At 32.5% G+C, this 20,873-nt stretch carries 19 protein-coding genes; 8 read left to right on the forward strand and 11 right to left on the reverse strand.

The genetic code is table 11. The features are described 5' to 3' along the window. Window positions 1-70 precede the first annotated feature (70 nt). A complete protein-coding gene (locus H611_RS0100370) occupies window positions 71-1,216 on the reverse strand; it encodes a M14 family zinc carboxypeptidase (protein ID WP_027136479.1) in 1,146 nt (381 codons plus the stop codon). A gap of 313 nt (window positions 1,217-1,529) precedes the next feature. Between H611_RS0100370 and H611_RS0100375 the strand changes: the two genes are divergently transcribed. Then, a complete protein-coding gene (locus H611_RS0100375) occupies window positions 1,530-1,943 on the forward strand; it encodes a helix-turn-helix domain-containing protein (protein ID WP_027136480.1) in 414 nt (137 codons plus the stop codon). Window positions 1,944-2,007: 64 nt separating this feature from the next. Beyond that, window positions 2,008-2,376, forward strand: coding sequence for a hypothetical protein (locus tag H611_RS0100380; RefSeq protein WP_051238666.1), 369 nt, complete (start codon window positions 2,008-2,010; stop codon window positions 2,374-2,376). Window positions 2,377-2,378: 2 nt separating this feature from the next. Here the strand turns inward: H611_RS0100380 and H611_RS0100385 are convergent, their stop codons facing one another. Together H611_RS0100385 and H611_RS0100390 are read right to left on the reverse strand one after the other, a co-directional pair. Beyond that, on the reverse strand, window positions 2,379-2,879 hold the full coding sequence (locus H611_RS0100385) for a hypothetical protein (RefSeq protein WP_027136482.1): 501 nt from the start codon (window positions 2,877-2,879) through the stop codon (window positions 2,379-2,381). 8 nt (window positions 2,880-2,887) lie between these two features. Beyond that, window positions 2,888-3,649 (reverse strand): MBL fold metallo-hydrolase, encoded by a 762-nt coding sequence (locus H611_RS0100390; RefSeq protein WP_027136483.1) that lies wholly within the window; start codon window positions 3,647-3,649, stop codon window positions 2,888-2,890. A gap of 93 nt (window positions 3,650-3,742) precedes the next feature. Between H611_RS0100390 and H611_RS0100395 the strand changes: the two genes are divergently transcribed. After that, a complete protein-coding gene (locus H611_RS0100395) occupies window positions 3,743-5,212 on the forward strand; it encodes a nicotinate-nucleotide adenylyltransferase (RefSeq protein ID WP_027136484.1) in 1,470 nt (489 codons plus the stop codon). A 35-nt stretch (window positions 5,213-5,247) separates the two neighbouring features. Here H611_RS0100395 and bcp read toward each other — a convergent pair whose 3' ends face one another. Then, the gene (gene bcp, locus H611_RS0100400; RefSeq protein WP_027136485.1) at window positions 5,248-5,700 is read right to left on the reverse strand and encodes a thioredoxin-dependent thiol peroxidase; all 453 of its coding nucleotides are present in this window, start codon (window positions 5,698-5,700) and stop codon (window positions 5,248-5,250) included. A gap of 116 nt (window positions 5,701-5,816) precedes the next feature. On the opposite strand from bcp, the gene H611_RS0100410 reads away from it, so the two are divergent. Continuing rightward, on the forward strand, window positions 5,817-6,476 hold the full coding sequence (locus H611_RS0100410) for an endonuclease III domain-containing protein (protein ID WP_027136486.1): 660 nt from the start codon (window positions 5,817-5,819) through the stop codon (window positions 6,474-6,476). 27 nt (window positions 6,477-6,503) lie between these two features. Here the strand turns inward: H611_RS0100410 and H611_RS14790 are convergent, their stop codons facing one another. Both H611_RS14790 and H611_RS0100415 read right to left on the reverse strand, forming a co-directional pair. After that, window positions 6,504-6,650 carry a hypothetical protein gene (locus H611_RS14790; RefSeq protein ID WP_169515970.1) on the reverse strand — a complete coding sequence of 49 codons (147 nt, stop codon included), beginning with the start codon at window positions 6,648-6,650 and terminating at the stop codon, window positions 6,504-6,506. Between the two features lie 57 nt (window positions 6,651-6,707). Beyond that, a complete protein-coding gene (locus tag H611_RS0100415; protein ID WP_027136487.1) occupies window positions 6,708-7,292 on the reverse strand; it encodes an RNA polymerase sigma factor in 585 nt (194 codons plus the stop codon). Window positions 7,293-7,599: 307 nt separating this feature from the next. On the opposite strand from H611_RS0100415, the gene uvrA reads away from it, so the two are divergent. Together uvrA and H611_RS0100425 are read left to right on the forward strand one after the other, a co-directional pair. Further along, a complete protein-coding gene (gene uvrA, locus H611_RS0100420; RefSeq protein ID WP_027136488.1) occupies window positions 7,600-10,383 on the forward strand; it encodes an excinuclease ABC subunit UvrA in 2,784 nt (927 codons plus the stop codon). Between the two features lie 141 nt (window positions 10,384-10,524). Next, entirely contained in the window at window positions 10,525-11,652 is a 1,128-nt protein-coding gene (locus tag H611_RS0100425; RefSeq protein ID WP_027136489.1) for a hypothetical protein, read from the forward strand. Window positions 11,653-11,723: 71 nt separating this feature from the next. On the opposite strand, the gene H611_RS0100430 is transcribed toward H611_RS0100425, so the two are convergent. From H611_RS0100430 to H611_RS0100445, 4 genes are read right to left on the reverse strand one after another with little or no spacing between them, the layout of a single operon-like run. Beyond that, on the reverse strand, window positions 11,724-13,181 hold the full coding sequence (locus H611_RS0100430; RefSeq protein WP_027136490.1) for an oligosaccharide flippase family protein: 1,458 nt from the start codon (window positions 13,179-13,181) through the stop codon (window positions 11,724-11,726). Continuing rightward, the gene (locus tag H611_RS0100435; protein WP_035483092.1) at window positions 13,181-14,485 is read right to left on the reverse strand and encodes a glycosyltransferase; all 1,305 of its coding nucleotides are present in this window, start codon (window positions 14,483-14,485) and stop codon (window positions 13,181-13,183) included. Before H611_RS0100435 ends, H611_RS0100430 begins: the two co-directional genes overlap by 1 nt. After that, a complete protein-coding gene (locus tag H611_RS0100440; RefSeq protein ID WP_027136492.1) occupies window positions 14,451-16,889 on the reverse strand; it encodes a YfhO family protein in 2,439 nt (812 codons plus the stop codon). Before H611_RS0100440 ends, H611_RS0100435 begins: the two co-directional genes overlap by 35 nt. 32 nt (window positions 16,890-16,921) lie before the next feature. Continuing rightward, the gene (locus H611_RS0100445) at window positions 16,922-17,203 is read right to left on the reverse strand and encodes a DUF4834 family protein (protein ID WP_027136493.1); all 282 of its coding nucleotides are present in this window, start codon (window positions 17,201-17,203) and stop codon (window positions 16,922-16,924) included. A 158-nt stretch (window positions 17,204-17,361) separates the two neighbouring features. Here H611_RS0100445 and H611_RS0100450 point away from each other — a divergent pair, with 158 nt between their 5' ends. Together H611_RS0100450 and H611_RS0100455 are read left to right on the forward strand one after the other, a co-directional pair. Continuing rightward, window positions 17,362-18,360 (forward strand): transporter, encoded by a 999-nt coding sequence (locus H611_RS0100450; protein WP_027136494.1) that lies wholly within the window; start codon window positions 17,362-17,364, stop codon window positions 18,358-18,360. 19 nt (window positions 18,361-18,379) lie between these two features. Further along, window positions 18,380-19,498, forward strand: coding sequence for a hypothetical protein (locus tag H611_RS0100455; RefSeq protein ID WP_027136495.1), 1,119 nt, complete (start codon window positions 18,380-18,382; stop codon window positions 19,496-19,498). Between the two features lie 61 nt (window positions 19,499-19,559). Here the strand turns inward: H611_RS0100455 and H611_RS0100460 are convergent, their stop codons facing one another. Further along, window positions 19,560-20,819: an aminotransferase class I/II-fold pyridoxal phosphate-dependent enzyme gene (locus H611_RS0100460; RefSeq protein ID WP_027136496.1), complete on the reverse strand. Its 1,260-nt coding sequence runs from the start codon at window positions 20,817-20,819 to the stop codon at window positions 19,560-19,562. Between the last annotated feature and the right edge of the window lie 54 nt (window positions 20,820-20,873).

Consider the following 20,873-nt stretch of genomic DNA (forward strand, 5'->3'; position numbering starts at 1 on the left):
TAACTATTCTTAAATATATTCCAAAATTAGTACATTTTTGTTAATATTTACATATAAACACTACGTTTTTTTACGAAAACAACGATACTTTTTCATTTTCTATAATAACGAAATCGTTTTCGTACCCAATATTCACCACCTCACCTTTATGAGTTTTCACCTTTAAGCTATTAGCATCTATATTTTTATGAGCATAAAATTGACCTAAATTTCCAATTTTTTCAACCTTTGGAACAAAAACTACCAGATCTCCACTTAAGCGTTCTTGGTATTGGATGGCAATATCTACGGTTTCATCATTGCCATTCCTAGCATTTTTGATAATAACATCGAAAAATAACTTTTCATTTTCAGGAATGTTAAAGTAAGCCTTGTAGTTCTCTCCAGTAACATCATTTAATGATATGTAATCAAGAGAAACTATATAAGATAAATAGATGAGCTCTCTTGTAAATTCACGACCATAATCATTATTGAAATGCCCGGCTTCAAACAAAATTGTTGGAACATTTTTAGATTGAAACGTATCTCCCACACAATTAATATTAAAAGCATCGTCGTAAACACCGACCTGATTAGGGATGATTTGCTGTAAGGCAGTGTTCATGACACTAATAATCTCCATGGCTCGCGTTCTATTTTTAGTCACCGTGCAATCTTTATCTTGTGCAGGTGCCAAAAACGATACTGTAGCCACCTTATTAGTCTTTCCGGCACTAAATATAGTACGTTGCCCATGCAGATTGTAACAAAAGTGCGGTTTAAATGTATTAAAGACGTTTTGCAACACGATACTTTCTGGTTGAGTTAAGTTCTGTGCGTCACGATTTAAATCCACTTCATTAGCATTTATACGAGTATAAGACCTAGCGCCGTCTGGATTTAATATAGGAATGATATACAAACTACACGAGTTTAGTATGTAATTTATATCTCCTGAATTATTGACTAAAGTGTTTAATAAGTCAAAAATTGCTTTTGTGGTAGTTGATTCATTACCATGCATTTGCGACCACATTAAAATTCGTTTTTCTCCAGAGCCAATTTTTAATCCATAAATAGGGTTGTTTAATACTGAATATCCAATGGTTTCAATCTCAACAATTTTATTAAGCTTAGAAAACAATGGTTTAATATGTGAATTAGTGATATATCTGTGTGATAAATCTTGTTCTTTATTTGATTGATAAAGCGCCTTAAAATCCTCTAATGTCATGATTATAAATTAAGCTTCAAATGTATGAATTTCATATTTTACAATTGTAAACAATAGGTGTTTTACAATTGTAAACAGAAATTAGTATCAAATTTATTACATCTGTAAACATAAATTATATACAGTGTTTACAGTGTTAAATATCTAAAAAAGTACATCAAAATAATTAATATACGATATTACCCCCTAGTATATTAGCTAATATATATTGATGTGATAATTTAAGTATAATTACAATTTTAAACATAAAATTTGATATAATACAAAATTATTGATTACATTTGTAAACAAATAACATTTGTAAACTGATACAATGGTAAACACAGAGCAATTCGCAAAGCGATTAGAAAAAGTGATGGATTATTACGGTGAATCTGCCTCCTCTTTTGCTGAAAATGTTGGAGTGCAACGATCCAGTATTTCACATATTTTATCAGGAAGAAATAAGCCAAGTTTGGAGTTTGTTTTAAAAATTCTTTCTGCTTATCCGGATGTGGAATTATATTGGTTATTAAATGGCAAAGGAAGCTTCCCTTCATCAAAAGAAAGTGAAGCATCTGTTCCGACAATGCAAAAAGAAGCATCAATACCTAGTCGACCATCCTCAGAGCCGGTTTCCGTAAATCCCGTAAACGAAAAAATATTTTCAGAAAATACAAATGGAAAAGTTATAGAGCGCATAGTTGTATTTTATTCTGACGGCACTTTTAAAAACTACCATAATTAATGAATCTAGTTATGTACCTTTGCTTACGATTTATAATTAAGGTTTAACTTCAATCATTAAATACATGAAATCCCTTTATCTTTTATTCCTGCTTTGCTGTTTTAGTTGTTATGAATCCAGTAGAAACTGCAAAGATTTTAAAACGGGCAAATTTCGTAGTGAAGTTGTGATAGATGGTGTTGTGTATAAATCTACATTTCGTAGAACAGAAGAGTTTCAAATTGAAGTCTACAATGCCAAAATAGATTCTGCAAAAGTAAGATGGGTTAATGATTGTGAGGTTGTTTTTAAAACTATCAATCCAAAAAGTATGGCCGATAAAAAAGACATTCATTTAAAGATTTTAACAACCACTGATTCTTCTTACACTTTTGAATATTCATATGTTGGTGAAACTAGAAAACAAAAAGGTATTGCTTACAAGGTTGATTAATTTTAATTAAACGGATATAAAAATGATTCTGCTAATTCGAAGTCTACAGTTTTGTCTTCATTAATATAATAAGTCAGAAATACTTCTCCCCAATACTCTCCATCAGAAAAGTCGGAAATTATCCATTTATGATTTAATAGCTTAATAGTGTTAATCATCATACGCCTGCCTTCACTCGAGGCATAAGGTATTATAGGGTGTTCGTCCTTTGCTTCGTTTAATTTATAAAGCTCATCTTTTATGTGGTTTTCTAATCCATTTACCGAAAGCCCTTTGTTTTCAAAATAACTTAAAGCATCTTCGTTTTTAGAAAAATTAAAATGTGACAATTCCGAAATTTCATTTTCTAATTTATTAACGGAGTCTTTATATAAGTGATATTGCTCTTTATAATTGCCGAGCTGTCTGTTCATGTCTTCGAAAACACGTTTCGAATTCATAAATTGAAAGATTATTAATAAAATAGAAAACACGAATAGATAGGTGAAAATTTTTTGTTTCATAGTGCTATTTAAATAGATAATTGCAATTGATCGTAAGCTAAAAATACATTGGTTGGTAAGTTTTTTTCAACTTCATCATGAAAACCTAGCAAGTGACTAATATGAGTTAAGTATGCTTTTTCAGGTTTCACTTTTTCAATAAAACATAAAGCTTCTTTTAAGTTAAAGTGTGACCTATGTGGTTCAATTCGGAGCGCATTTACAACAAGAATTTTAACTCCTTTTAGCTTCTTTGTTTCTTCATCTGAAACAGTTTTCATATCGGTTAAATAAGCGAAATCCTTAAATCGAAATCCGAAAACTTGTAATTCAGCATGCTCACCATTTATAGGAACAACCTTCAAGTCGTTCAATTTAAATGGTTTATTTTCTAAAATATTAATATCTACAGAAGGCGCTCCAGGATATTTATTTTCTGTAGCAAAAATATAATCAAATCGCTGTTTAAGAGACTTTATCACGCGTTGATGCCCATAAAGCGATATATTTCCTTGTTTAAAATAAAAAGGTCTGATATCATCAAGCCCCATAACATGATCAGAATGCTCATGAGTAAATAAAATGCCATCTATACGCGTGCATTTTGAACGTAACATTTGATATCTAAAATCTGGACCACAATCAATTACATAACTATAGTTATCCCACTCAATTAAAACTGATACTCTTAAGCGTTTATCTTTTGGGTTTTCACTTAAGCAAACCGGATGATTGCTCCCAATAATAGGGATCCCTTGTGATGTGCCTGTACCGAGAAAAGTAATTTTCAAAATATCATAAAATTTCCTCAAAAATAAGGTTATTTTTTTGTTTGAGGTACTTAATTTCTATCTTTACTCTTTATTGAATTTAACCTAAAGCCTATGGAGATTAGAATAAAAGGAGATAAAGAGTTTGATGATATTCCTTCGTTAAAATCAAAAGCCCTCCGCATCAACTTAAATCAAAATATATACGGAACCTTTGCTGAAATTGGCGCAGGTCAAGAGACCTGTCGTCATTTTTTTAGAGCAGGTGGTGCATCCGGAACAATAGCAAAAGCTATGTCTGCCTATGATAAAGATTTTAGTGACGCTATTTACGGCGCGGAAGATGATGGGCGTTATGTAACCGAGGCGCGTTTACGAAAAATGCTTTCTCATGAGATGAATTTAATGGAGAATCGATTAACTCGTGAGAAGAATCCAAATAAAATTTTCTTTACTTATGCCAATACTGTTGCAACTATTGATTTTGCTAAGCAGTTTAAAGGACATGGTTGGGTTGGTATTAAATATCAGGTAGAAGCAAAAGGAGAATATAATGAGATTATTTTACACGTACGCTTTAAAGAAACTGATGCTCGATTACAGCAAGAAACTTTAGGAGTATTAGGAACAAACTTGATTTATGGGGCATTTTATAAATACAATGAACCGAAAAAATTGTTACGCTATTTATATGATCATCTTCATAAGGATCAAATAGAGATTGACACTATTAACTTTTCAGGACCTGTCTTTAAAAATGTAGACAACCGGTTAATGAGTTTGCAACTTGTCAAAAACGGCATGACCGATGCGGTAATGTTTGGGCCAGATGGGACAAATGTGTTACCAGCTAAGGTGTTTTACAAAAAGAACATTTTAGCCTTAAGAGGTAGTTTTAGACCCGTAACTAAAGTGAATATGGAAATGTACGAGAAGTCGTATAAAATGTTTATTGCTGAAAACAAAGTCGATGTTGATAAGACCTGTGTAGTTTTCGAAATTACACTTTCAAATTTACGAGCTGAAGGCGAAATTGACGAACAGGATTTTATAGATCGAGCGGACCTACTATGCTCTTTAGGACAATCAGTTATGATTACTAATTTCCAGGAATACTATAAGGTAGTGGAGTACTTCTCAAACTACACCAAAGCACGTATGGGATTAGCTATGGGAGTTAGTAATTTAGTGGATATTTTTGACGAGAAATACTATCGTCATATTAGTGGTGGAATTTTAGAGGCCTTCGGAAAATTATTCTTTAAAGATTTAAAGGTTTACCTATACCCTATGCTAGATCCAGAAACTGGAGAATTAATCACTAGTGAGAATTTAAAAGTTTATCCACGTATGAAAGAATTGTATAAATTCTTTAAATACAATGGTAAAGTGGTTGATATCAAGGATTATGATCCGGAAATTATGAATATCTTCTCAAGAGAGATCCTACAATTAATTGCAAGTGGTGATACTGGCTGGGAAAAGATGGTACCTGAAGGTACTGCCGATTTAATAAAAGAATACAGATTATTTGGGTATTCAAGAAAACCATTAACCTTGTTAAACAGAAAAAAAATTAAATAAATAAAAAAGTCCTTCAAAAATAGAAGGACTTTTTTTTATTCTAAAATTTGAGCAGCATGATCTTTTGTTTTGACTTTATCGATTACGCGTTCAACTAATCCCTCTTCATTAATTAAAAAAGTTTTTCGGTGAATCCCGTCATATTCCTTTCCCATGAATTTTTTAGGTCCCCAAACCCCAAAGGCATTAATTACTGTTTTATCTTCATCGGCTAATAAAGGAAACGGAAATTTATATTTATCTTTAAAATTAGCCTGTCGTTTTTCACTATCAGCACTTACACCTAGTAATGAATACCCAGCCTCTTTTAAGACTTCATAGTTATCTCTTAGATTGCATGCTTCAGCCGTACAACCTGGTGTGCTTGCCTTCGGATAGAAAAAAACAATTAACTTTTTTCCTTTGAAATCACTTAAAGACACGTCATTACCTTGCTCGTCTTTCACTGTAAAATCAGGTACCTGATCTCCTGCTTGTAATGTTTTCATATAATGTTTTTGTTTTTCAATATTATTTAGCAAGATACTGAAATAGTTTATCTCTCAAAACAATGTGCTCAGTCAAATTTATAATATTAAATTTGGCAATGATAAAAATATTATTCATGACTAAGGACGAAAAGGTTGCATTTGTTATAAACACCCTAAAAGACTTATACCCTACCATCCCTGTGCCATTAGATCATAAAGATCCATATACACTTTTAATCGCTGTATTAATGTCTGCGCAAAGCACGGATGTGAGAGTAAATCAAATTACACCTATATTATTTAAAAAGGCTGATAATCCTTATGATATGGTAAAATTAAGCGTTGAAGAAATCAGAGAAATTATAAAACCGGTTGGTTTAAGCCCTATGAAAAGCAAAGGTATTCATGGATTATCTAAGATACTAATTGAAAAACACAATGGAGAAGTGCCTCAAAATTTTGAGGATTTAGAAGAGCTTCCGGCGGTTGGTCATAAAACCGCTGGCGTTGTTTTATCACAGGCTTTTGGGATACCAGCCTTTCCTGTAGATACTCATATCCATCGATTAATGTTTCGATGGGGTTTGTCCAATGGAAAAAATGTAGCTCAAACAGAAAAAGACGCTAAACGATTGTTTCCCAAAGAATTATGGAATGACTTACACCTTCAAATAATTTGGTATGGTCGAGAATATTCACCTGCCAGAGGTTGGGATTTAGACAAGGATGTTATTACTAAAACCGTAGGTAGGAAATCTGTAATACAAGACTATTATAAAGCAAAAAAGTCCTAAGGAATTTAGGACTTTTTTCTCGAACACTTAGTTTAGAAGTGCTTCAAACTTCATTTTATTACAATTTATCACATTTAAAGCTTTTGAATAGTTAAGAAGAAAATTGATGGTCTCTTCTTTAGGTTCTAGGTGTTTCGAATTTTTAATAGAATTTTCAGAGTAAAGTTTTGCCATTATAGTGGTTTAAGGATTGCTACACACTACTAACGCTATAAAATTCACTTTATTGTATTAATTTGTTAAAACTATATTATGTTTTTCTATCACCTTTCTGAGGTTAATTAAGGCGTATCGCATACGTCCCAACGCCGTATTAATACTTACCCCTGTCTTATCTGAAATATCTTTAAAACTTAAATCTTCATAAATGCGCATTAGCAGCACTTGTTTTTGGTCTTCAGGTAACTCTTCAATTAACCGGCGTACATCGTTTTCAACCTGCATTTTAATTAAATATGATTCCGCATTTAATGAGTTATCACTTAAAACAGAAAAAATATCAAACTCATCAGTGTTGTCAAATTTTGGCATTCTATTATTCTTTCTAAAGTAGTCGATTACTAAGTTATGAGCAATACGCATTACCCATGGTAAAAATTTACCTTCTTCATTATAAGCACCACGCTTAAGAGTTTGTATTACCTTAATAAAGGTATCTTGAAAAATATCTTCAGCGATATCTTTATCGTAAACTTTAGAATAAATAAAACTGTATATCTTTTGTTTATGCCTGTGAATAAGAATCTCTAAAGCACATTCATTCCCATTAATATAACTGTGTACTAAAGTAGCATCCGATGTTAGTTGATTTTGCATATTAATTACTTTAAGCTGTACAAATCCTATGATATTGTACTTAAGGTTATTTGTTTATAAAGTAATTTTATGCTATAGGCAAGTGTTTAATTGTGTTTGTTGTTATTCAAATATATGAACAATCTAAGCAAAAAAGCAAAAAAATAAACTATTTTTTATGATTTATTCTAAAATTAACAAAAAACACATGTTCAAAAATCTTTGAGTACTAAAACATAAAGTAAGCGATAATATTATTTTTAGCTTGAATTAAACTCAGCAGAAAAAATACTTATAGTATCTTTGTTAAATTACGTTATCACAACCTATGAATGCTAATATTTTAGAAGTAAATCCAAAAGAAAATATCATTATAAAAGGTGCAAAGTTGCACAATTTAAAAAACATAGATGTTGTTATTCCTAGAAACAAACTAGTCGTTATAACAGGTTTGTCTGGCTCAGGAAAGTCGAGTTTAGCGTTTGATACTTTGTATGCAGAAGGGCAAAGACGTTATGTTGAAAGCCTTTCCAGTTATGCCCGACAATTTCTAGGTCGGCTAAATAAACCGAAAGTTGATTACATTAAAGGTATTGCGCCAGCAATAGCTATAGAGCAAAAAGTGAATTCCACTAATCCAAGATCAACAGTAGGAACCACCACCGAAATATACGATTACCTAAAACTTCTTTTTGCTCGTATTGGCAAAACATATTCACCTGTTTCGGGGCTAGAAGTAAAGAAAGATACTGTAACTGATGTTTTAAACTATTTTAAAGTATTTCCCGAGCAGGAAAAACTTCTACTCCTCGCTCCTATTCATTTAGAATCAGGGCGCAGTATGGAAGATAAACTTAAAACACTCAATCAGCAAGGATACGCTAGAATAAAAGTAAATGGAAACATTCAGAGAATAGATGAAATTTCGACTATTGATGATAACGCTTCTGTTTTTTTGGTAGTAGACCGTGTAATCACCAAGAATGATGAAGATTTCTATAATCGTTTAGCAGATTCTATCCAGACAGCCTTTTTTGAAGGAAAAGGTGAATGTTACGTTGAAAGCTTATCTAATAGTGATCAAAGACATTTTAGTAATAAGTTTGAACTTGATGGCATCAGTTTTCTAGAGCCCAATGTACACCTTTTTAGTTTTAATAATCCTTATGGAGCTTGCCCTAAATGTGAAGGTTATGGTGACATTGTAGGTATTGATGAAGATTTAGTGGTTCCGAATACCGGATTGTCAATCTATGAAAATGCGATTTTCCCATGGCGCGGTGAAAGTATGAGTTGGTATCGGGATCAGTTAGTAAATAATTCTCATAAATTTGATTTCCCAATTCATAAACCATTCTTTAAACTAAGTCAAGAGCAAAAAGAACTCATTTGGAACGGAAATCAATATTTTGAAGGGTTAAATTCTTTCTTTTCTGAATTAGAAGCCAAGGCCTACAAAATTCAAAACCGCGTAATGCTCTCACGTTACCGAGGAAAAACCAAATGCAAAACCTGTAATGGGAAGCGTTTAAGGGCTGAGGCTAATTATGTGAAAATTAACGGAGCTACCATAACAGATTTGGTAGAAATGCCTTTAGATCGATTAGCGCATTTTTTTAATGAACTTAAATTAAATGAATACGATACGAAAATTGCTAATCGACTGCTTAAAGAAATTAATAACCGCTTAACTTTTTTAGCTAACGTGGGACTAGATTATTTAACGCTTAATAGGAAATCAAACTCCCTTTCAGGTGGTGAAAGTCAGCGCATAAACCTCGCAACTTCTCTAGGAAGTAGTCTTGTAGGATCAATGTACATATTAGACGAACCTAGTATTGGTTTGCATCCGAAAGATACGGAGCGGTTAATTATGGTATTGAAACAATTACGTGATTTAGGAAACACTGTAATTGTAGTTGAGCATGATGAAGATATTATGAAAGCGGCTGACACCATTATCGATATTGGTCCTGAAGCAGGGACCTTTGGAGGGACTGTGGTTGCTAACGGCACGTTTTCAGACATCTTAAATTCGTCTTCTTTAACCGCTCAATACTTAAACGAGCAATTAAAAATTGATACACCAAAATCCAGAAGAACTACTAAATATTACGTAGAAATTGTAGGAGCCCGCGAAAATAATTTACAAAATATAAATGTTAAATTCCCTTTAGGCATGCTAACTGTGGTTACAGGGGTTTCTGGTAGTGGAAAAAGCACATTGGTTAAAAAAATATTATTTCCTGCTTTACAGAAAAAACTAACCGATTTTAGTGATAAGCCAGGGCAGTTTACTTCGTTGGAAGGGAATTTTGGAAATATAAAACATATTGAATTTGTAGACCAGAACCCTATTGGCCGTTCATCGCGTTCAAATCCCGTTACCTATATTAAGGCTTATGATGACATAAGAAATTTATTCTCGAAACAAAAGTTAAGTTTAATTCGAAACTACAAGGCTAAGCATTTTTCATTTAACGTAGACGGCGGACGCTGTGAGACTTGTAAAGGTGAAGGTGAAGTTACTATTGAAATGCAATTTATGGCCGATGTACATTTGGAATGTGAGACTTGTAAAGGAAAGCGCTTTAAAAAGGAAGTGCTTGAAGTCACTTTTGAGAATAAAAATATAGACGACATTTTAAATATGACTATTGATGACGCTATAACATTTTTTGAAACCCATAAACAGTCTAAAATAAAAAACAAGTTACAGCCTTTACAAGATGTTGGTTTAGGATACGTTACATTAGGACAAAGTTCTTCTACCTTATCTGGAGGTGAAGCACAGCGCATTAAGCTTGCGACCTTTCTAGGGAAAGGCTCAACTAAGGAAAAAGCCTTGTTTATCTTTGATGAACCAACTACGGGGTTACATTTTCATGATATTAAGAAATTACTAAAATCGTTTAATGCTTTAATCCAAATAGGGCATTCTATTATTGTTGTAGAACATAATATTGAACTTATTAAATGTGCAGATCATATTATAGATCTCGGACCTAAAGGCGGTGAGCACGGAGGAAATTTAATCGCTTTTGGCACGCCTGAAGAAATTATTACTAATAAAGAATCGGTGATTGGGGCATATTTAAAAGAAAAATTATGATTTTAAAACTTACTGACAAAAACAATAAGCAACTCATAATAAAGTAATTACAATATATTTACTCATTCTCATAGATTAACGATTTTGTTTTTGGCACGCTGTTTGTAATCAACCTAGCGTATCACTTTAAAACAAGTTATTATGAGAAAGATTATGTTTTTATTAGTTGCGTTCGCTTTAAATAGCTTTATTTTAAACGCCACTTCAGTTATCGAATCTAGCCAGGTATCCACGACATACAATAGAGGCTATGGAAATTCTTTCATATTTTTAGAAGGTGGTATTGAATTCTCTGTTTTTCCTGATGGACAATTCGATTTTAACATATTGCGAAACAATTCAAATTTAAGTGTTTCTATTGGAACACCTAATGTTAATGTTAGTTTTAATTCGGGTTACGATTACAATCCTTATGTGCAATACGATGAATTCGGAGCCATAATTCAAATAGAAAATATTCCAATTTATTATGATTATTACGGACGTGTTAATCAGGTGGGTAATGTAAATATAAATTATAATAATTATGGTTATGTTTCACGCGTTGGCGGTCTATATGTACACTATAATAATTACAGAGTATTTTCTCATTGTACCGGGTATATAAACGTTTATAATAGAGGTTATATCTACAGACCTTGGCATAGATATTATAGAGTACCTTCTCGCAACCATTGTATTGTTTATAACAGACCGTATAGACAATATTATCATCCAGTTCGATACAGATATGAGAGACCTTTTTACAATAATTACAGACCGAGAACAGCCGTCTCACTAAGACATGGTGATAGAATCGTAAGGAACAAGAAGTATGCAACGGTAAACAGGAATCCAAGAAATAAAACAGCTATTTATAATAACGCAGGGAGAACAACGGTTTCAAACCACAACAATCACAGCTCTAGAGTTGGAAATACTAATAAATACAAGGGAAACAATAATTACAAATCAAATAGAAACAGCACTTCAAAGGAATCGAGTCGAAGAACTATTTCTTCGCAGAACAATTCAAGAATGAGTAATCAGTATCGAGGACAAAAAAATATAGAGACAAAAAAACCAAATACTTATAATTCTCGTACATATCATAAAAGCAAAACAATTTCTAGAAATGCGCCAAAGGTAGCTCAACAAAGTTCAAATTATAGTAAACAGAGAAATTCTGTTTCTAGACCTACAAGAAGCAATCAGGCTGTTTATAAAAACAAGAGCATTAGTAGAAATAATAATACAAAGTCTCGTAACGTTAATACTAGACGATTTTAAAATTTTGGTTGGTTAGTTTGGAAAGCCCTTCTTAATGTATGCCTCAAAGCAACAATGAAGGGCTTTCTGTTTTAATTAAGTTTTATGAATTTATCTAAAAAATTAGAGATGTTTTCAGATAATTTAAATTTATGAATTACAAAAAGATACACCCCTCCTATTAAACTAGATTTTAAAGCTATATTTAAAATAGGATGAAAGTTAAAATCCCAAAAATAAAAGATTAATATACTACTAAGTATAAGTCCTCCAATCTTAACGGTGGCCATTGTAAATGGAATTATCTTAAACTTCCTATAAACAAAAAACAACTTAATAGTATTATAGACAAACATAGCTAAAAAGGTCGCTAAAGCAGCTCCATTTATTCCAAATAAAGGAATAAAAATAATATTTAAAATCACCATCAACACAACAAGTATAACGCCGAGAAATAAAACCATTCTGTAGTAATCACTATTAAATAGGATAGCATTGTTGCTTCCTAATAAAGCATCATAAAGTTTAGCTAGGCTAATTATAAAAACAACGAATAAAGCGTTACTGAATTCTTCTGGTATAATATGATATAGTTGTTTGATATTAGTGATTATTAATATAAATATTAAGCCACTAATTAAAAACAATGTAATGGAGCTTCTTTTAGCTAAATCATCTAGCGAATCAATATCTTTGTTATTGATATATTGTGCTGAAAGTGGTAGTAATATCTGATGCATAGAGCGTTGTGGAACAGCTATAACAGCAGCTATAAATATAGCGACATTATAATAGGCTATTTCTTCTATAGGAATATAATGTCCAAGCATCACCTTATCAACATCTAATAAAATAGTCGCAATCGAACCTGCTATAATTATTAAAAATGAGTAACTCAGCACCTCCTTGAGATTAATTAGTTTAGATACTATAAAAACGGGATGATAAACAAAAAAGGCAAATATTTTCATAATTACCATTCTTAACACATATACAACAACCAAGCCTACCATAAACCCTTCTACATCCAAGACATCTAAAAACAATAAGAATAACAGTACCATGGCTCCTACTCGGTGAAAAACTTCCTTCATGAAATTCCCAAAAACTGTTTTCATTTGCACTTTAGCCCAAGCAAAGAAGATTTCAAAATAAGCCAAGGATACAGCAATTATTAAAGTATGTAATAGATAACTTTTAATGATAGTGTTTTTTGAAGATAAAAATTCTCCAATACTCTCGTAGCTAAAATATCCAATTAATGTAATTGGAATAATTAAAACCATTGGGAGAAACAACATCAAGGTCAAAAAACTATTAAGTGTTTTTTTTGTCTTAAAAACTGAATAAAACTTAACAATCGTATTATGTGTGCCAAATGCCATGATAGGCATTATTACATATGCTAAAGACAACATATAACCAACCATGCCGTAGTATTCATCACTTAGGAATTTAGTGTAAAGAAATAGCGTATTAATGGCTCCTATAAAAAAGCCTAAATAGGTTGAAATAACATTTTTAAAAGATTGCGATGCAACAACTCCCATTAAATCAGTTTAGATAAGGTCTCCGTTAGATTCTTTCTACTATACTTTTGCAAACCTATTGGATGCACTTGTAAATTATTGTTTTTATAAGATTCGTAATGCTCTAAAATAATTGATTTTAACGAATCGTAATCGTCATAATAAAAGTATTTCCCCGTGTTGGTTTGCTGAATAATAATTTCAACATCTGAGTTTTTTGGACCTATAGCCATTATTGGGCGACTTGAAACCATATACTCAAACAATTTGCCAGGAATAATACATTTTGTGTCTTCAGAATTAATCTCTACCAGGAGTAATATTTGAGATTTTTTCTGGAAAATAATTGCTTCATTGTGTGAAACATAACCAACATTATTTACATAATCACTTAAATCAAAAAGATTAATAGATTTGAGTATGTCTTCACTAATAGCACCAACAAAATTTAACTGTAAGTCCTCTGAAAAGGATTGATTTTCTAGAATGATATCACCTAACACACGCCAAAGTACTTCAGGATTTCGATCTGATAATAATGACCCTATATGAGAAATACTGAATTTTTCATCAAGAGTTGTTGCTCCTACAGTTTCATAATCATAACCATTAGTAATAACCTCAATTGGTTTGGTGGTTAATGATTCAAATTCTTTTTTTGTAGCATGACTGGTCACGATAATTTGATCGGTTGTGTTTAAAACAGTTTTTTCTAATGCTTTATGTGTTTCTCTGGCGTATTTTGTCAGTTTTAACTGCTTATGATAACCGATGGTTGTCCATGGGTCCCTAAAATCAGCTATCCATCTTAGATTAAGCTGTCTCTTTAATTCTAAACCAATCAAATGCAAGCTATGAGGAGGCCCCGTTGTTATAACGACATCGATAGGATCTTTTTTAATGTATTCCAACAAATAATTTACCGAAGGCTTTACCCAAGATTTTCTGGCGTCTGGAATAAAAAAATTACCTCTTATAAATAGTAGTAACTTTTCAATTAAATTTTGCTTCTTCGGATTAGAGATAATACCCTTACTAATCGTATCTGTCGATTTCTTAGAAAACAACCCCGCTAACTTATAAGGTTCCTTTATTGGGTATCTTAAAATATTTAGATCTTGAGAAACTTCATCCGTCAAACTTTTATCTATCAATGGGTAATTCGGGTTCTCAGGGATGTAAACAATGGGTTCAATGTTAAAATCAGGCAGATATTTAACAAACTTCAACCACCTCTGCACACCCGGCCCTCCTGCAGGTGGCCAATAATACGCTATTATGAGTGCCTTTTTACGCAATTTTTGCTGATTTATTTTTAAACGCATAGAGTAAACCTATTATTAGCAATACAGCTAATAACAAAGAACTAGCTAAAGCTATGCGACTCCCATTTTTAACGACATCTGGATCAAATTTAAATTCAATAATATGCTTACCTCCTGGCACTGGCATACCACGTAAGGTATAATTGACACGCATATGATTCACTGGCTTACCGTCTAAAAAAGTTTTCCAGCCATTACCATAATATATTTCCGAAAAAACAACAAAACCGTCATTTGAGTTGTTAGATTCATATTTTAAATAATTTGGAGCATGCTTCAATACTTTAATATTTGCTAAAGAGTCAACTTTATATGAAGGTTTTAATTCATCAATTACTTGTGTATGCTTTTGCAAAGTGTACACAGCTTTATTTTTATTATCCAAACTATCAAGCACTTGAATTTCCTCATTTGCCGAGGCCACTTTATTAATTTCCTTTATAAACCAGGCATTACCATTGGCTTCTTCATTTTTATAAGGAAACAAATTACCTTTTTCATCTTGCGCTATAATATACTTGGTATTAAGCATATTAAGAATATTAATATTGTTTTTCGACACATACCAATCGAAGATTTCCCGATAACGTTTTAACTCGGCAGCATTATACCCACTTAACGAATTATGAAAATAAGAAGGTTTTGATGGTCCTGAAACCAAATCGAAAACCCTATAATATGTAGTATCTTTTAATATGTGTTGATCAACCGCATTAGCTTTAAATGGTTTATTAACCTCAATTGAAGCAACAAAATCATCATTATTCACATAACGTCTACCAACACCTACTAGATCAAATAAAATCAATGCAGTCAATCCGACAATGACCCATTGTTGGTTCAATTTTTCTTTTAAATAGAAAAATATGAGAGTCGCAGATATTATTACTAATACCAAAGTTCTTATAGTGTCTTCAGTAAAAATTGCGCTTCGGTCGGTCTTTAAAGCATTTACAAAATCTTGACCATAATTTTGTCTGTAAAAACCATCATTGATTCCAACAAAATCGAATAATGAAGATTTAAACATTAAGAACAGTAAAGCTAAACCTCCTGTTATAAGCGTTGTTTTTTTAAGGGCTCTGAACTTATCTTGATTTTTGTATTCATTACCAAATAATTTCACCAACCCAAAAACAGCCAGCACAGGAATGCATAGCTCTAAAATAACCTGAATAGAAGTGACTGCCCTAAACTTATTATAGAGCGGCACATAGTCTATAAAGAAATTTGTAAGGAAACCTAAATTTTTACCGTATGATAACAATAGCGAAAACACAGTACCGCCTACAAGCCACCATTTTAAGCGTCCTTTAACCAAGAATAAAGCTAGAACAAATAAAAACAAGACAACAGCGCCAATGTACGCTGGCGCTTCAACTATAGGCTGTTCTCCCCAGTACATAGGTGCTCGCTTAGCTTCCTGTGCGGCTTGCGATGTAGTTGCTCCCAATTTTCGGAAAGCCTCATAAGTAGCGGAATCTTTGCCTACGTCCTCACCGTTTCCGCCTCCCATAAACCTTGGAATAAAAAGGTTAAATGTTTCAGAAAATCCGTAACTAAACTGTGTTATATAATCTTTATCAAGTCCGGCAGTAACTTCTTTTGGTGAGCCATCTTCATTTATTGTTAACTCTGTTTTACCTCTGGTGCTCTCTTTTACATATTCTTTGGTTGCCATAACACCAGTTGCATTTAAACCTACAGAAAGCACGACGGCTAAAGTTAGTATACCCACAGATTTAAAAAAATGTGGTAATTCCGCTTTTTTGTAGGCATCTACCAAAAATGCTACTCCTATAATAAAAACCAAAAACATCAAGTAGTAGGTCATTTGAAAATGATTCGCAACAATTTCAAGCCCCATGGCTATTGCTGTTAGTAAAAATCCAGCAATGTACTTCCTTTGAAAAGTGAGTAATATTCCACTTAAAACAAGCGGCATATATGCAATAGCATGAGCTTTGCTATTATGCCCAACCCCTATTATAATTATTAAATACGTAGAAAAGCCAAACGCTAATGCTCCTAATGCCGCTAATTTAAAATCAACCTTAAGCACTAACATTAAAATATAGAAACTTAAAAAATATAGAAACAAATAATCAGCAGGTCTTGGTAAAAACCTAAGGGTTAAATCTAGTTTCTTTATATAATTATGTGGATATTTAGCACCTAATTGATATGTTGGCATTCCAGCAAATGCACTATTTGTCCAGTAGGTTTCCTCACCTGTGGCGTCACGGAAGTCCTTTTGTTGCTTACTCATGCCAATATATTGCATGATATCACTTTGAAATATTTCTTTACCCTTTAATACAGGATTAAAATAGGCTAATGAAATTACTACGAAACCAACTAAGATTAAAAAATGTGGAAGTATTCTTTTTATAGAAAATTGCATATAATGTCTTTAAAAACCAATGAGTGCGAAAATTAGTCAATTTCTTCGTAATCGACATATTCACCCAATTCTTTGTTTGAAGATTTTTTGTTAGGCATTTTATCAATACTCACTTCTCCTTCTTTTTTCATCGATTCCTGCTGTTTTTGTTGAAATTGACTAAACTGCCCGCCAAATTTTTCTTCTGCTTTTTTAGCGGCATATTTTATTAGAAAGGGTGCAAAAAGTCTTGATAGCACTTTAAGCCCGTAATATATAAGAAGTATGATTAAGATTGTTCTGAGGAAACCAGGCACAGATGCTTGATGTAACATAATATTAAATTTATACACAAAAATACAATTCTATACGAGTAAAAAAGGGCTAAAACTGATAAAAAAACTATAAAAAAGTTATCTTTGAACACCCATAATATGTGAAGAAGCCTTTATTTTATAGGCTTGTTATTACTACATTAATAAAAAACAATACTATGAACCCAGTAAAATCTACACTGTTTTTTTTAATTAGCCTACTTAGTATCAATGCTTTCTCTCAGTATACCGACGTTATTAATTCAAATCGACCAGGCGTTTCTAGAAGTGCGTTTTCGGTAGGTACTAACGTATTACAATTCGAAGCGGGACCTTATTTTTTAAAAGAAAAAAGAACGCCTGCAACTGCTTATGAAGTCTCTGGTTTCGGCGTTGATTTTGCAGCACGTTATGGCTTGTTTTTTGAACAGTTAGAATTAAATATTGAAGGAACTTATCAAAATGATACAAAAACGTATGCCACTACTATTATAGAGGAAGTAGATCGAGCAAACTTTAAATTTTTAGCTATCGGTGCTAAATATTTAATTTACGATCCGTATAAAAATACCGAGCGTGACAAACCTAATTTATATAGTTGGAAAGCTAATCATAGTTTTAAGTGGAACTCGTTAATACCAGCAGTATCTTTATATGCCGGAGTTAATTACGATACAAAAGATAATCCGTATACGGCATATGGAATTGAAGGTTTTAGTCCAAAAGTATTAATTGCAACACAACATAATTTTAACGGAGGCTGGGTATTTGTAATGAATTTTATAAAAGATAGAATTGGGACCGACCAATCTGATTTTCAATATATATTAACACTTACTCATTCCTTTAGTCCTAAATGGGTGATTTTTGGTGAAACACAGGGTATTAAAAGCGATTTTTATGCAGATAACTTAATTCGCTTTGGAGGCGCTTATTTATTGTCTAAAAATTTTCAACTAGATACGGCTTTAACTCTGAACACAAAAGACACTCCTTCGATTTTTAATGTTAACTTTGGCATGTCTTATCGTTTAGATTTTCATCAAGATCCTGAAATAGACAATGGAACCTCCGCTGAAGATGAAGGCAAAAGACGCTCTCGAAGAAACAGAAATAAAAGAGTTGGCACAAACAATAGTATAAAACAACAAAAACGCGAAGCGATAGATTTCAACTAAATCTACCCATCAATAATTTATGATAACATTAAAAGAAGTTAAAACGAAGAAAGACCTCAAAGCTTTTGTAAAATTTCCTTTTACACTTTATAAAGGCTCAAAGTATTGGGTACCCCCTATAATTAGTCAGGAAATGAAAACTTTCGATAAGGAGGAAAATCCTGTTTTTTTGAATGCAGATGCTCAGTTATTTTTAGCTTATAAAAACAAAAAAATTGTTGGTCGGGTGGCTGCCATGATAAATCATTTAGAAGTTAATGATCAGGGTGTAAAAAAAATGCGCTTTGGATGGTTCGATTTTATAGATGATTTGGAGGTTTCTAAGGCTTTATTTGACAAAGTAGAAAGTATAGGGAGAGAAAACAATCTTGGATATACAGAAGGTCCGGTTGGATTTTCGAACTTGGATAAGGTAGGTGTTATGACGGAAGGTTTCGACACCATTTCAACCATGATAACTTGGTATAACCATGAATATTATGTTAAACATTATGAAGCTGCCGGCTACCGAATAGAAAAAGGTTATGCCGAAAGCATTTTTCCATTTTCAAATGTAAACCCTGACTTTTTTGTAAAGGCTTCTGAAATAATAACCAAGCGTTATCAGGTAAAGCCTTTGAACTTTACTAAGACTTCTGATGTAATGCCTTATGTGGATAGCATGTTCGATTTGTTTAATGAGACCTATGCTAAACTTTCATCATTCGTCGCCATAACGGACATTCAAAAAGAGTATTTTAAAAAGAAATTTATTAGTTTCATAAACCCTGAATACATTAAATTTATTGTAGATAAGGATGATAAGCTTGTTGCTTTTTCTATTGTAATGCCCTCTTTCGCAAAAGCACTACAAAAAGCAAAAGGAAAGTTATTTCCATTTGGATTTTGGCATATTTTACAAGCAAAAAAGAACAGCAAACAAGTTATGTTTTATTTGATTGGAATACGACCAGAATATCAAAACAAAGGACTTAACGCCTTAATTTTCAAGGAATACTATAAAACATTTAAAGAAAAAGGTATTGAATACTGTATTCGTACTCCGGAATTAGATGATAATTTTGCAATACAGCAAATCTGGAAGCATTTTGACTCTACTGTTACGAAACGCCGTAAAACTTTTAGAAAAGACTTATAAAAACAAAAAAGCACCGTTAAATACACGGTGCTTTTTTTAATATCGTATTTCTTGACTTTTATTATTCTCCCATAGCCTCCATTACAGCTGCAGACAAACGTTTATAAGTTCCATTTTCAAGTTTAGATCTAATACCGTCAAAAGCATCTAAAGTTGCATTTACATCTTCTAGGGTATGCGTAGCAGTTGGTATTAATCTTAAAAGAATTAATCCTTTAGGAATTACTGGATACACTACTATTGAACAGAATATTCCGAAGTTTTCTCTTAAATCCTTAACTAATGCCATAGCTTCTGGAATACTACCTTTTAAATAAACAGGCGTTACACAACTTTGTGTAGTTCCAATATCGAAACCTCTATCCTTAAGACCAGATTGAAGGGCATTTACATTCTCCCAAAGTTTATTTTTTAATTCTGGCATCGTCTTAAGCATCTCTAGACGTTTCCTTGCCCCTACAACTAATTGCATTTGCAATGATTTTGCAAACATTTGAGAACGTAAGTTGTATTTTAAATAATCAATAATTTCTTGGTCTGCTGCAATAAAAGCTCCAGTACCTGCCATAGACTTGGCAAACGTTGCAAAGTAAACATCAATATCATCCTGAACACCTTGCTCCTCACCTGTTCCAGCTCCCGTTTTACCTAAAGTCCCGAACCCATGTGCATCATCAACTAAGAATCTAAAATTATATTTCTTTTTAAGCGCTGCAATTTCTTTTAAACGACCTTGCTCACCACGCATACCAAAAACACCTTCAGAAATAACTAAAATTCCTCCACCTGTTTGCTCGGCCATTTTCGAAGCACGCTCAAGGTTTTTCTCTAAGCTTTCAACGTCGTTATGCTTATAAGTAAATCGTTTACCCATATGTAAACGTACACCATCAATAATACAGGCATGTGCATCTACATCGTAAACAATAATATCATTTTTAGTTACTAAGGCATCAATTGTAGAAACCATACCTTGATACCCGAAATTCAACAAATAAGCCGCTTCTTTGTTTACAAATTCAGCCAATTCATTTTGAAGCGTTTCATGTAAATCTGTATGACCAGACATCATGCGCGCTCCCATTGGATAAGCCGATCCATAATCGATACCCGCTTGCGCATCCACTTTTCGGATTTCAGGGTGGTTAGCTAATCCTAAATAATCATTAATACTCCAAGTAATAACATCTTTTCCCTGAAATTTCATTCTGTTGGAAATCTGCCCCTCTAACTTTGGAAAAACAAAATAGCCTTCGGCTTGTGACGCCCATTTACCTAATGGACCTTTATCTCTATAAATTTTTTCAAATAAATCTTTCATTTACTTTTATTTGCTATTAAACTTCGGATATCAAATTGACTAACCTATCGATGT

Origin of the sequence: Gaetbulibacter saemankumensis DSM 17032, assembly GCF_000425645.1 — a bacterium.
In the GTDB taxonomy this organism is placed as follows: Bacteria; Bacteroidota; Bacteroidia; order Flavobacteriales; family Flavobacteriaceae; genus Gaetbulibacter; species Gaetbulibacter saemankumensis.

Excerpts from the sequence above, each read along its gene's own strand:
- H611_RS0100395 (WP_027136484.1), top strand. The coding sequence starts at position 3,743 with ATGGAGATTAGAATAAAAGGAGATAAAGAGTTTGATGATATTCCTTCG.
- H611_RS0100415 (WP_027136487.1), bottom strand. The coding sequence starts at position 7,292 with ATGCAAAATCAACTAACATCGGATGCTACTTTAGTACACAGTTATATT.
- H611_RS0100435 (WP_035483092.1), bottom strand. The coding sequence starts at position 14,485 with ATGCGTTTAAAAATAAATCAGCAAAAATTGCGTAAAAAGGCACTCATA.
- H611_RS0100445 (WP_027136493.1), bottom strand. The coding sequence starts at position 17,203 with ATGTTACATCAAGCATCTGTGCCTGGTTTCCTCAGAACAATCTTAATC.
- H611_RS0100440 (WP_027136492.1), bottom strand. The coding sequence starts at position 16,889 with ATGCAATTTTCTATAAAAAGAATACTTCCACATTTTTTAATCTTAGTT.
- H611_RS0100380 (WP_051238666.1), top strand. The coding sequence starts at position 2,008 with ATGAAATCCCTTTATCTTTTATTCCTGCTTTGCTGTTTTAGTTGTTAT.
- bcp (WP_027136485.1), bottom strand. The coding sequence starts at position 5,700 with ATGAAAACATTACAAGCAGGAGATCAGGTACCTGATTTTACAGTGAAA.
- uvrA (WP_027136488.1), top strand. The coding sequence starts at position 7,600 with ATGAATGCTAATATTTTAGAAGTAAATCCAAAAGAAAATATCATTATA.
- H611_RS0100425 (WP_027136489.1), top strand. The coding sequence starts at position 10,525 with ATGAGAAAGATTATGTTTTTATTAGTTGCGTTCGCTTTAAATAGCTTT.
- H611_RS0100450 (WP_027136494.1), top strand. The coding sequence starts at position 17,362 with ATGAACCCAGTAAAATCTACACTGTTTTTTTTAATTAGCCTACTTAGT.
- H611_RS14790 (WP_169515970.1), bottom strand. The coding sequence starts at position 6,650 with ATGGCAAAACTTTACTCTGAAAATTCTATTAAAAATTCGAAACACCTA.
- H611_RS0100410 (WP_027136486.1), top strand. The coding sequence starts at position 5,817 with ATGACTAAGGACGAAAAGGTTGCATTTGTTATAAACACCCTAAAAGAC.
- H611_RS0100455 (WP_027136495.1), top strand. The coding sequence starts at position 18,380 with ATGATAACATTAAAAGAAGTTAAAACGAAGAAAGACCTCAAAGCTTTT.
- H611_RS0100430 (WP_027136490.1), bottom strand. The coding sequence starts at position 13,181 with ATGGGAGTTGTTGCATCGCAATCTTTTAAAAATGTTATTTCAACCTAT.
- H611_RS0100460 (WP_027136496.1), bottom strand. The coding sequence starts at position 20,819 with ATGAAAGATTTATTTGAAAAAATTTATAGAGATAAAGGTCCATTAGGT.
- H611_RS0100385 (WP_027136482.1), bottom strand. The coding sequence starts at position 2,879 with ATGAAACAAAAAATTTTCACCTATCTATTCGTGTTTTCTATTTTATTA.
- H611_RS0100375 (WP_027136480.1), top strand. The coding sequence starts at position 1,530 with ATGGTAAACACAGAGCAATTCGCAAAGCGATTAGAAAAAGTGATGGAT.
- H611_RS0100370 (WP_027136479.1), bottom strand. The coding sequence starts at position 1,216 with ATGACATTAGAGGATTTTAAGGCGCTTTATCAATCAAATAAAGAACAA.